This is a genomic window from Sneathiella sp. D3-11, from assembly GCF_055809395.1.
Genome location: NZ_CM147911.1, coordinates 1,372,486 through 1,385,000 on the forward strand (window position 1 = coordinate 1,372,486; position 12,515 = coordinate 1,385,000).

7 protein-coding genes, 1 tRNA gene and 2 rRNA genes (1 of these 10 running past the window's edge) are annotated in these 12,515 nt (G+C 46.7%); 4 read left to right on the plus strand and 6 right to left on the minus strand.

The window, feature by feature from the left end:
• The first annotated feature begins 2 nt into the window (after positions 1-2).
• Complete coding sequence (locus AC0L73_RS07095) at positions 3-1,685, plus strand: hypothetical protein (protein ID WP_473655209.1); 1,683 nt, start codon at positions 3-5, stop codon at positions 1,683-1,685.
• Here AC0L73_RS07095 and AC0L73_RS07100 read toward each other — a convergent pair.
• From AC0L73_RS07100 to AC0L73_RS07110, 3 genes are all read right to left on the minus strand, one after another.
• The gene (locus AC0L73_RS07100) at positions 1,575-2,984 is read right to left on the minus strand and encodes a glycosyltransferase family 87 protein (protein ID WP_473655210.1); all 1,410 of its coding nucleotides are present in this window, start codon (positions 2,982-2,984) and stop codon (positions 1,575-1,577) included. The genes AC0L73_RS07095 and AC0L73_RS07100 overlap by 111 nt on opposite strands.
• Before the next feature lie 195 nt (positions 2,985-3,179).
• The gene (locus AC0L73_RS07105; RefSeq protein ID WP_473655211.1) at positions 3,180-4,490 is read right to left on the minus strand and encodes a glycosyltransferase family 87 protein; all 1,311 of its coding nucleotides are present in this window, start codon (positions 4,488-4,490) and stop codon (positions 3,180-3,182) included.
• Positions 4,491-4,623: 133 nt separating this feature from the next.
• Positions 4,624-5,958, minus strand: a complete 1,335-nt coding sequence (locus AC0L73_RS07110) for a glycosyltransferase family 87 protein (protein WP_473655212.1) — start codon at positions 5,956-5,958, stop codon at positions 4,624-4,626.
• A gap of 368 nt (positions 5,959-6,326) precedes the next feature.
• Here AC0L73_RS07110 and AC0L73_RS07115 point away from each other — a divergent pair, with 368 nt between their 5' ends.
• The 3 genes from AC0L73_RS07115 (at position 6,327) to AC0L73_RS07125 (ending at position 10,178) form a co-directional block, all read left to right on the plus strand.
• Positions 6,327-8,063: a hypothetical protein gene (locus AC0L73_RS07115; RefSeq protein ID WP_473655213.1), complete on the plus strand. Its 1,737-nt coding sequence runs from the start codon at positions 6,327-6,329 to the stop codon at positions 8,061-8,063.
• A 63-nt stretch (positions 8,064-8,126) separates the two neighbouring features.
• Positions 8,127-9,857, plus strand: coding sequence for a hypothetical protein (locus AC0L73_RS07120; protein ID WP_473655214.1), 1,731 nt, complete (start codon positions 8,127-8,129; stop codon positions 9,855-9,857).
• 15 nt (positions 9,858-9,872) lie between these two features.
• Positions 9,873-10,178 carry a hypothetical protein gene (locus tag AC0L73_RS07125; protein WP_473655215.1) on the plus strand — a complete coding sequence of 102 codons (306 nt, stop codon included), beginning with the start codon at positions 9,873-9,875 and terminating at the stop codon, positions 10,176-10,178.
• 98 nt (positions 10,179-10,276) lie between these two features.
• Here the strand turns inward: AC0L73_RS07125 and AC0L73_RS07130 are convergent.
• The 3 genes from AC0L73_RS07130 to AC0L73_RS07140 form a co-directional block, all read right to left on the minus strand.
• Positions 10,277-10,353 (minus strand) — tRNA-Met (locus tag AC0L73_RS07130).
• Positions 10,354-10,705: 352 nt separating this feature from the next.
• Positions 10,706-10,820: ribosomal RNA gene (gene rrf, locus AC0L73_RS07135) — 5S ribosomal RNA — on the minus strand.
• 144 nt (positions 10,821-10,964) lie between these two features.
• Positions 10,965-12,515 (minus strand): 23S ribosomal RNA (locus AC0L73_RS07140); it runs 1,198 nt beyond the window's last position.

Here is a 12,515-nt window from a genome sequence, read left to right on the forward strand (position 1 = left end):
CTTTGATATTAGCGGTTCTCCTGTCATATTTTGCAGAAGGCGCACGCGCATCAAAAACCGCGCTTATATCTATCCTTGGGTTTATTGCTCTTCTGGCATTATGGGCTTTCGTGACGTCACCGCTTTATTCTCCCGGAGATGATGAATACGCCTATCACTTAACGGCTATTTGGGATCTGGCTGAGGGTTGGAACCCACTCGCCACTCCCCATAACAATATATGGATTGATTCTTACCCGAACGGTTACTGGGCCCTACAATCCTATCTCGTCGCGACTACAGGCCTCATACTATCGGGGCAGTCCCTGCTAATCGGACTAATGGCAACTGTTACAGTTCTATCCTATGGCTTTTTTCTGGACCATTACACTGAGCAACTTTCCAAATTCCAAAAGCTAACATCCCTTTTTCTGGCAGGCCTTGTTATCGGGAGCCCCATTGTTCTAACGCAAGTCATGACACATTACACGGATGCACCTCTCTATCTGATTGGCTCCGGTCTTGTTTTCTTTCTAATGATAGATGCGCTTGGCACCAGCAAGCTCGCCAAATGGGGAGTGATGAGCTGTATCATCCTGTTGATCAACACGAAAACAGCGAATCTTTATTATGCGCCTCTCATCGTGATCGGTGGATTTTTTATGCACCTCGTGGCGAACGGCAGTCTCAAGGATTGCCTTCCACGTGCCGTCAAATGGATCATGTCCCGCGGATTGATATATATGCTTGTGTATTTTTTCGCGGTTATTGTTATCGGCTACAAACCCTATGTAACTAATCTTCAGGACCATCTGTCACTGCTCTATCCTTCTGTTAGGGACATTATGAGCTATAATATCCCGAATAACGTAAAAGGCGTTTCCGCGCCCGTCGGGTTTTTCTATGGAATATTTGCCGAAACAGGCAAAACGCTTTGGCCGTATCCTTTCGATTCCCAGATTTATCTCAAGTTCCCCGGCACATTTTCAATTGATGAGTTCAAAGTTCTTCGTTTTGACACGCGTCGAGGCGGTTTTGGGCCCTTTTTCAGTCTGGCATTTATAAGTTCCATACTTGCTTATGCAGCCTGCAGAATTGCGAGCTTTTCAAGCAACTCATATTCGATCATACGGAAGGGAGATAGCTTTGCAGCCTTCGCATTTGCGCTTCTACTCATGTCTATGTTCTTCCCTGAATCCTGGTGGGCCAGATACGTGCCCTTCACCTGGCTCAGCGTTGTTCTTTTCGCCGTTGCGTCACTCTATTTGGTCGGCAAGGGTAAGTTCCTGATATTAATCCGAATCCTTCAAGGCGTTGCCGTACTGTCACTTATGCTTTGTATTCTTGCTGGCGCAGGCGGTGCGTATAAGCAAAACAAACAGGTTTGGATAACCACCCGCGCCGCCGAAGCCGCAAAAAATTATCCGATAATTGAAATGTATATCGAAAAAGATATTCGAATAAATCCAGATTTTCAGTCCAAACAAATCTCAGATGCAACGAATGTCTGGGCACGCGTTCTTGGAAGAAATGGAGTAAAAGTTCAAATTGTTGGCACAAGATTTCCGGATGACGTTAACGCCTATTGTGAAAAACTAGGCTGGCTTGAGGCTCATGTACTGTGGTGCGCCCCGAGAGATCCAAAAATGCGGGAGGAACGATTCATCGAAAGAACTGCGCCTAAGACTTTTAAATATCCTAATTAGGGCGAAGTCTGTTGCCGACCGTTTTTCCCCCAAGTCAATTCGTAGAGAGAACAATGCGATCAACAGCAAAACCGCGCCATAAAAATGTAAGGATTGAAGTAAATTTAATGGTGGTTCGCTAAACACTTCTTTTTCCGCCAGCGTAAAATAGTTAGCCAAAAGAAAATAACTTACGCACAGAAGCAGGATATTGACCAAGGATGATATTTTTGCGGCTGTCGAAAAAGAATGGATCGCCACCAGAAAGGCCGCGAGAAATACAGGTAATAAAATCCCATAGTGATGAATCCATGCGACTGGCGACGCAATCGTGCAAATCAGAAGCATTGCCGCCAAGTCCAAAGCCGACCCGATACTCGGCTCCCCATTCTCCCCGATGACCATCTTATGCCGATAAAAAAGACCCAATAGAATGAGAAGAACCGTCGACGTAATTGTCCCAATATGAACAAGCCGGTTATAAGGGGCGAAGGATTCCAAAGTCCACATCAGAGACGTCGCATCAACCAATAACCTGTTCAGTATTCCGTTGATGCTCTGGTTTGGCCAGTATACCTCCCCGTGGCGGCCCATATGCGATAGTGCACGTAAATAATCCAGATGCTCCTGAAAGCCGAAAATTGCAAGAGAGATAACACCAGCCGGGATGAAGACAATCAGTAACCCTATCAGGAACTGCTTCTCTTTTCGCAACAACGCCCAAAGCAGAAACAATGCAAACTGCGGTTTGATCAAAGCGGCAAGCGCGATCATCATGCCTGAGAAATATTTTCGCCCCATCAACCAGCTCAAGAAAGCAATACTGATCAGCAAATCTATAATAACCTGAATCTGGCCGATAAACTGCCCCCACATGAGGGGATAAAAACTGAAGGTGGCGACGAGAACGAGCAAAAAGATGGCCACGCGAAAGGCGAAAGATACCTGAAATTCCGAATAATATTTCTTTGCAATTACAGTTACCGTTTTATAGCCACAAATGACGATCCCAAACAAAGATAGATAGGATACGAAATTTGCAATTTCGGTTGCCCGCTCCCAGCTCATATCAAATTTATAAACCGCCCAGAATGGCAGAATACTTATCGGTGGATACTGGAACTTGATATGCCTTTCAAAGAAAACATTCTCATAAATACCCTGGTCCGGGAATTTGAGCTTAGCGACGGCAGCCTCCGTCATTGGCCACCATGAATCAAAATAAATCAAATCCAGTGACAAAACCGTTTTAGTAAGCGTTGTGATATAGGTATCGCCCAAAGCATAGTCTACTATGTTCTTTGCGATCCCAAGAGACACGATCCCTCCCACGATAAAAATAAAGAGGAACGTGGGGTTGGACAGTTTATTGGGACGTTGAGGCATTAAGAAGGACTATCCGGGTTGATTATGGCGCGGGCTGACCAAGTTTGCTTACATTTTCTACAGACGTTGATCGAATACTACTGCCTGAGTAAATACGGTCAAGTTATTCTAATTTCCCGCAAAATTGCATTAACTGCGGGACACATCACCGGCCAGACCACCAGATGCCGCGCGTCTTAATAGCAATAGCGCAAAGAGGGTAATAAATCCGCCGTAAAGAAAATGTGACAAAATCAAATTAACAGGAGGTGCATAATATGCGGGGTTATCTGTAAAGCTAAAGTAATTGGATATGAAAAAATAACCGATGCAAAGCAAAGTAAACCCAGTCACAGCATATTGATTTTTTCCTTTAAGCATAAGGAGTATCGAAACCATGATGGCCATCACCAGGATTGGCCATAAGACCCCATAATGATGCGTCCATGCAGTCGGAGTTGCCATCACAGAGAGCAATAGCATCGTCGCCAAATCAAGCGCGGACGCGACATTGTTCGAGGATTTCGGCCTGTTATAAAACAGGCCAAACAGGATAAAGCATACCGTCGAGATCATGGTGCCCGCATAAACATATAAATTGTAACCGGAATAGGAATTTGCATCAAAGCTGCCCGGATTATCGCCCCCCAGCAACCGATTAAGCAATCCATTCATGCTTTGGTTTGGCCAAAACGCCTCCCCATGGGTGCCAATGTAAGACAACACCCTGAGATAATCCAGATGTTCCTCAAATCCAAAAACGGCAAGAGAAAGAATGCCCGCTGGAATGAAGACGACGACCATCCCAACAAAACATGCTTTTTCTTTTCGTATCATTGCCCAAAGAAAGACCAGTATCAACGTCGGTTTTATCAAAGCCGCAGTGGCAATCATTATTCCAGAAAGATGCTTTCGCTCGCTCAGCCAGGCAAGGAATGCGAGGCAGACGAGCAGATCAATAATTACCTGTACCTGTCCCAGGTACTGCGCGATATAAATTGGGTGAAATGTGAAGATAGCGAGTAATGACAAGATAAAAATACCCAGCCGCCCGCGCGTTGATAGCAACCCTTTGCAACCATATTTATCTAGGAGAACAACCGCTATTTTGTATCCGCAAAAAGCGATTGCAAGCATCGCAACAAAAGACACCGCGTAGGATATTTTGATAATGGCAGGCAGATCAAACCCAAACTTTATCAGGCCGATATATGGCAATAAGCTTATTGGAGGATATTGAAACTTTATTCCGTTCTCGAAAAAAACAACCTCATAGATTCCTTTGTCCGGAAATTCCCGCCTTGCATATGCCGCTTCATACATCGGCAGCCATGAATCATCCTGTTCCATAGCCTGCAGCAACACAGCCCTTAACTCTGCGTATGTGTTTCCGTACCCCCAGAAGTAATCCAGCAGTCCGTTTATAACGAATAGCGAGATCAATACGCCAAGCGTCAGCATATATAGGCTTGCCGGATCTCTATTTATTTTTCGAAACATACTCTCTGGGCCCATTGCTTCAGGTTATTTTCGGACTATCCGTTGGAAAGCCAAAATACGGCGATCTAGATCTGTCTTATCGAGGGGTGTTAATTCAATCAACATCGGATTTAACAACCAAATTACGCCGGAGCATGAACAAGGCAGCCAACATCAAAAATGCGCCAAAAAGATAATAGGATTGGACAAGGTTTATGGGTGAGGAAGCGAACTGTTCTTTCGTCAGCACCGGGAACCTGTTTGATAACAGTAGAAAGCTCAAGCTGAATAATATGGCCGTTGCAACTGTCAATAGATCCCGCCTTTGGTAAAGCTGCCAAGCGATAACGACAAATGCAGCGATGAAAATGGGCCAAAGGATGCCGTAGTGGTGATACCACGCAATTGGGGAGGCCATTGTCACCAGCAAAAGCATTGTCGCCATATCGAAGGATGAGCTGATAGGCGTTTTGCCCTGAGCCTTAGTATGCCCGCATTCTGGTCGGCAAAATAAGCCCAGCAATATCAGCATCACAGTTGTCACAATCGTAAAACCATATACGATCGGATTATATGGTGCGTAGGAATTCACCGGGAATTTAAGAGGATCAACATCGCTTATCAAGCGATGTAGCAGGCCATTAATACTCTGGTTTGGCCAGTATGCTTCGCCGTGCTTGCCCATTTGGGAAAGGGATTCAAGATAGTGGACATGCTCTAGAAACCCAAAGCCATAAAGAGAAATCACGCCCGCAGGAACGAAAACAACGATCATTCCCACAATTACTTCCTTTTCTTTTCGGATTATCGCCCAAACAAGCAGTAATGTAATCTGGGGCTTAACCAACGCAGCCAGAGCCAGGCACGCGCCAGCTAAATATTTTTTATTAGTTAGAAACAGCAAGAATGCCAGGCAGATGCATAAATCCAGTATGACTTGAATCTGCCCTAAATACTGGGCCTTAACGATTGCATCAAATCCAAACGTTCCTACAATCGCAATCAATATAAACGAAATTTTGTACTTCCAGTCAAAATTTTCAATACTGGTGAACTTCTTAAATACCGAGATTATCAGGTAATAAACCGAACCGATGATAGAGAGTATTGAGACAAACGAGATAAAGTTCATGAACTCCCGAATTGTCTCCCACCCCATTCCTATCTTGATGAAAATCACAAATGGCAAAATACTCAAGGGCGGATATTGAAATTTCATCCCATCCTCAAAGAATACTGTTTGGTATATACCATCCCCATAAAGCCGTACATTTGCGGCATTATACATTGGCCACCAGGAGTCATCATCCACGATTATAAGCTGCAAGATTGTGCGCAGTTCATCTACTGCCCACCCATATCCCCAAAAATAGTCAAATGCATCATAAATAACGCCGAAGGCAATAAGTCCTCCGGCCAGACAAATAAAAATTAGGGCGGACTTACTCATACGTGGTTGGGAACTCGGCTCTGACATATACAATTCTGACTTTCTTCAATCGTCTAAAATAGGCGAACGTCTAATAGTCCCCGTCGAGCTTGGCGGCCCCATACTAATGTTTGGCAGACATGGGTCAAGCTCTCAAACATTAGCTTTAAGAAATGAAATTTTTATTGACAGCAATCTATTGATTTCGAGCACCCACGTCGTTCGAGCATCATTTCTAATACTTTCATGGCATTGATGTGCAATAGCGTGCATAAGAAAATTATGCATGCCATTTGTTTCCGCCTTCGTCAATGCTGGCAATGGTTTATTAGTTTGTTTATGGTATCGACAGATCGCTGGGCTAATTAGGACAAGAGGACTATTTGTTGATGACGCGATTTGCAAATGCTGGATCTTCCGCGATCTTTCTGTTTCTTTCCGTCCTGTTAATAGTTAGCAGAGTGCCGATCATAGATATAGTACATCCGGCGGTGTTCCTGTCAGGCTCTACTCTGATAACAGTTCTCGGCTTTTGGCTGGTTAGTGGATATAGGGCGGCACTAACAGCATTGGTGGCGATTGTCGGGTTTGCGATAATTATCCTGTTATGGGCTTTCTCAACACAGTTTCTCTATGATGCGGGACATGACGGACACTCTTATCATCTGACGGCAATATGGGATTTGGCCCAGGGCTGGAGTCCTTTCCTGTCATCTCATGACAATATCTGGGTTGATTCCTATCCTAGCGGCTATTGGGTACTGCAATCATATCTGGTTTCAATGACGGGGTTGCTGCTCTCGGGAAAATCTCTCCTCATTGGCCTAATGGCCGCAGTAGGCTTGCTTGCTTATGGTTTTTTTGCGGATCATGTGGCAGCTCAGTTCGCTCAGTTCAGGAGCTTATGGGCATTCGTGTTTGCACTTTTCATTATCGCGAACCCGGTCACTGTAACCCAAATAATGACCCACTATATCGACGGATCGCTCTATCTTTTAGGAAGTGCATTAGCTCTCTTCCTTCTGTCTGACACGTTTTCTGATAATCGACTCGCCAGATGGAGTGCTGTCGGATGTATTATTTTGATGGTGAACACCAAAACGGCGGCGCTTTACTATGTTCCGATAATCGTTTTCGCCAGCTTAATGGCCGGCTGGGTAATGAAAAATATCGAGTTTTCCCATTTTCAGTTTATTATGAACTGGATCAAAAGCAGAGGTATTCTTCTCGGGCTCGCGTTTCTTATCGGTATCACTGCCATCGGGTATAAGCCCTATGTCACCAATATCGTGGATCACGGGCAGCTGCTCTACCCTTCCGTTGATAAAATCATGGCAACCAACATTCCAGACAATCTGGAAGCATTGCCGGTACCCGTAAAGTTTCTATATGGAATTTTTTCAAGAACCGAAGACAGCGTCTGGCCTGTCTTGGTAACAGCGCCTGTCCATTTAAAAATTCCGGGAACCTTTCAGATATCTGAGTTCAAGGACCTAGATTTTGATACACGACGGGGTGGTTTTGGCCCCTTCTTCAGCCTTGCACTTATTCTCTCAATCGTTGTGTTTACATTCACGAGACTTACCAGTGCGCGCAGAAATTACGCTCCACAACGCCACAAGGGGGATGCTCTGGCTCTATTTGCATTCATTCTTCTGGTCGCTTCGGCGCTGTTTCCAGAATCCTGGTGGGCGCGGTATGTTCCGTTTACCTGGCTTGCAGTTTTACTGATAACAATTTCCACTCTTTTTTTGGAAGACAAGAGCAATCAGCCAATGTTTGCAAGATTTTTGGTCACAGTTACTGTTCTTTGTTTCCTTGGCAACATCGCATCCGCCATACTCGGTTCAATCCGGCAAAGCTGGCATACCTACCAAAGAACTGCCGTCATTGAAGATATGAAGGATTATCCGATCATCGAGCTTACTCTTATTCATGATCCCCGCATCATCAAAGATCATCAATCCACCGCAATTACCTACTCCGATAAAACTTGGACGACTCTTCTACGCGAACGCGGAATTGAAACAAAGATAACATCCGAGTTTCACAAAGAAGATTGCGAGATTTCAGGTTTCTTTGATGGCAATATCATATGGTGTGCTAAAAATCGTCCCAGCAAGTGAAATCTGTATCAGATCACTAAATGTAATATGTGTAAAAATGCGTGACATTAAGGAAACCCGCCTATGATAAGATTTGCGAGTATCGGTGCATCGGCGGTTGTTATTTTTCTGGCTATTTTGCTCATCATTAGCCGGTTCACATCGGAAGCATTTCATTCCCCGGTTATTTTCTTTGTCACAGCGATTATTATTACACTCGGCATTATCGTGAAAATGGAAGGCCGGAAAAACGCCGGGCTAGCTCTTCTCACAATTGTCGCATTTTTGGTCATTATTCTAGTTTGGGCCATTGCGACCCAACCTTTCTATGATCCGGGCTTCGACGGATATGCGTACCATTTGAGTGCTATATGGGATATTGGAGACGGCTGGAATCCCTTCTTATCCCCCCATAACAATATTTGGGTGGATTCATACCCCAACGGTTATTGGGTCTTACAGTCATACATTGTCAGTCTGACAGGCATGCTGATGTCCGGGCAGGCACTTATCCCAGGCCTGATGGCAATAGTGGCCTTGTTATCCTATGGGTTTTTCCTGAATAATTGCACAAATAATTTGCCTCGTCTTCGCGAGGTGACCGCGCTCCTTCTCACCGGTATTCTGGTCGCAAACCCTGTCGTAATCGGTCAGCTTCTAACGCATTACGTTGACGCGCCCCTTTATTTGTTTGGCGCGGCGCTTGCTCTCTTTTTGCTAACAGACATGTACCAGAAAAGCGCACTTGCCCGCGTAAGCGCTCTGTGTTGTATCATTCTCATGGTGAACACGAAAACGGCGGCGCTTTACTATGCTCCTTTAATTGTTGCTGCTGGCTTCCTTGCCGAACTGGTATTTCAGAGGACGAACGAAGCTTTCTTGAGCCGAGCATTTTTCTGGATACGCAATAGAGGCCTCATATACGCATTCACATTTATTATCGGTGTCACTGTTGTCGGATATAAGCCTTATGTCACAAATGTGCTGGATCACGGGCAACTCCTTTATCCTTCAGTGGAAAAAATTATGACGGGGAATGAACCGGCGAATGTGATCCCATTGTCCGCACCCATGAAATTTATCTATGGTATTTTTGCACGAACTGACCATAGCGAATGGCCCATTGACGCGCCGATAGAGCTTAAAATTCCCGGGACCTTTCAACTATCTGAATTCAAGTATCTCAGGTTTGATACCCGCCGTGGCGGCTTCGGGCCTTTCTTCAGCCTGGCCCTTCTCGCTACAATTGCGGCTTTTGCCGCTAGGCGCTACGCTAACAGAAGAATTAAAAATAGGAGGGTGGTCCATGAAGCGGATGGCATAGCTCTATTTGGTGCCGTAATGTTTGGGGCCTCTATGTTTTTCCCTGAATCCTGGTGGGCCAGATATGTACCCTTCACTTGGTTAAGCGCCCTTTTCTTCTTTGCAGCGTCTATGAAACTAAGCGGCTGCGGGAAGAGAATGTTCATCCCCCGCCTATTTATGTGTATCGCTCTACTCTCTTTTATCGGGTGTATTATCGCAAGCGGTTTAGGTGCCTTTCGCGAAAGCAGGTTGCTTTACGCAAGAACCGACTTAATTAATGAATTATCGATGTTTCCTGAGGTCAAGCTCCTCATGTTCTATGACCCTCCAGCTTATCAGGATTTTCAGTCGACTTCGACCCAAGATGGTCTTTCTGTATGGACGCAACTTTTGGCTGACAGGGGCGTCAAAACGGAAATCAGCCGTGAACGGGATCAGTCTGATTGCGATATGGCGGGATATCTGAACGGCGGGATATACTGGTGCATTGTCATTGATGAAATGGAATAGGGAAAGTAAGTGGATATGACGAAACATACAATAGACTTAGAGAAGGCAAAGTTGGACCCGAGTTCTGTGTTCGCCTCCCCCGAAGACGTCGTCGCACATCCGGAGCTGACAAGAGAGCAGATGATAGAGGTCCTTCTCAGATGGGAATATGATGCAAGCGAACTAGCCGTGGCTGAAGAAGAAGGAATGACCGACGGGGAAGAAAACATATTAGCAAGAGTACTTACCGCTCTCAATGGGCTGAAAGCAGATTATGATGTCGACCATACTCCGCCGACGAAGCAGGGCGGTTTAGCACGTAAAGTGAGCCCTAAGGTATAGTCTATATTTTCGTAAGTTTTTCTGGCCCTTCCCTAAGCTTTTCATCCTGGCCCTTGCCACCGAACAAAAAAGGGTCCCTGAAGGGACCCTTTTTAATTTGGTTGCGGGGGTAGGATTTGAACCTACGACCTTCAGGTTATGAGCCTGACGAGCTACCGGGCTGCTCCACCCCGCGGTAATTTTGTTGTACTGGAAGGGGTTTGATGTCCTTCCGGTTAGCGGTGTGTTGCCCGGTTTACTTGCTGGCTTCCGGCTGGTTGCCTACAGGCCGGGCTGCTCCACCCCGCGGTAATTTTGTTTTTGCCTCAATCGCCGGCGGGAACATCCGTTCCCTTGGCCTTGCCTCGGCTTGCGCCTCGGATCCGTATCCTTTCTGACGCGGTGAGGTTTTACAATTTCAAAGGCTGTGCCTTTGGCAGGTCGCGACTGCGGCCCGGGCAGATGCCCGAGAAGCCTGAGCCCACGGAGGTGGGCGGTCGGCGTCTGAGGCTTTTGATCTTATAAAGAGGAGCTTCTGTTTTTTGCAGGCCTGGCGGCGACCTACTCTTCCGTGCCTTAAGACAAAGTACCATCGGCGCTGGGAGTTTTCACGACCGAGTTCGGGATGGGATCGGGTGCAGGCCTCCCGCCATAGCCACCAGGCCGGCAAAAAGCAGAAGTTATGAATACATCCTTGAATGTGTTTTGATTTTGTTACTGATCTTATTTCCAAAGCGATGCCTCGGAATGAGATCATAAAATCCGTAGTGTTCAGTCTAATCTGACTACTGTGCATGATGAAGCACTAAGATCAAACCGATCGAGTGATTAGTACTGGTCAGCTCCATATGTTGCCATACGTCCACCTCCAGCCTATCAACGTGGTGGTCTTCCACGGCTCTCAAGGGATATCTGGTTTTGAGGGGGGCTTCCCGCTTAGATGCTTTCAGCGGTTATCCCGTCCGTACTTAGCTACCCTGCAGTGCCACGGGCGTGACAACAGGTCCACCAGAGGTACGTCCACCCCGGTCCTCTCGTACTAGGGGCAGCTCCTCTCAAATATCCTACACCCACGGCAGATAGGGACCGAACTGTCTCACGACGTTCTAAACCCAGCTCACGTACCTCTTTAATTGGCGAACAGCCAAACCCTTGGGACCTGCTCCAGCCCCAGGATGAGATGAGCCGACATCGAGGTGCCAAACAATGCCGTCGATATGGACTCTTGGGCATTATCAGCCTGTTATCCCCGGCGTACCTTTTATCCGTTGAGCGATGGCCCTTCCACACGGGACCACCGGATCACTATGACCGACTTTCGTCTCTGCTCGACTTGTCAGTCTCGCAGTCAGGCTGGCTTATGCCATTGCACTCATCAGCTGATTTCCGACCAGCTTGAGCCAACCATCGCGCGCCTCCGTTACCATTTAGGAGGCGACCGCCCCAGTCAAACTACCCACCATGCAGGGTCCCGGAACCGGATAACGGTCCTCGGTTAGATATCAAAAGTCAAAAGGGTGGTATTTCAAAGGTGCCTCCACAATAACTGGCGTCACTGCTTCAAAGGCTCCCACCTATTCTACACATTCAAATCCTGATACCACTGCAAAGCTATAGTAAAGGTGCACGGGGTCTTTCCGTCTAACCGCGGGTACTCCGCATCTTCACGGAGAGTTCAATTTCGCTGAGCCTATGTTGGAGACAGCGGGGAAGTCGTTACGCCATTCGTGCAGGTCGGAACTTACCCGACAAGGAATTTCGCTACCTTAGGACCGTTATAGTTACGGCCGCCGTTTACTGGGGCTTCGATTCGCAGCTCTCACCGCTCCTCTTAACCTTCCAGCACCGGGCAGGCGTCAGACCCTATACGTCGTCTTGCGACTTCGCAGAGTCCTATGTTTTTAATAAACAGTCGCCACCCCCAAGTCTGTGCCACCTCCCATTGGTTGCCCAAAGAGAGGTACCCCTTCTCCCGAAGTTACGGGGTCATTTTGCCGAGTTCCTTCAACATAGTTCTCTCAAACGTCTCGGTATACTCTACCAGTCCACCTGTGTCGGTTTGGGGTACGGTCTATAATGATGGAGCTATTTCCTGGAACAGGTTCACAGCAGGTCCAATCCAATAAGGACCCACAATTTACCCCATTCGTCACTACCATCAGGTTGAGGAATATTAACCTCATTCCCATCGACTACGGCTTTCGCCCTCGCCTTAGGGGCCGACTCACCCTGCGCAGATTAGCTTTACGCAGGAACCCTTGGACTTTCGACGTGAGTGTTTCTCACACTCATCTCGCTACTCATGTCAGCATTCTCACTTCCGATACCTCCAGGCAACCTCGCGGTTACCCTTCACAG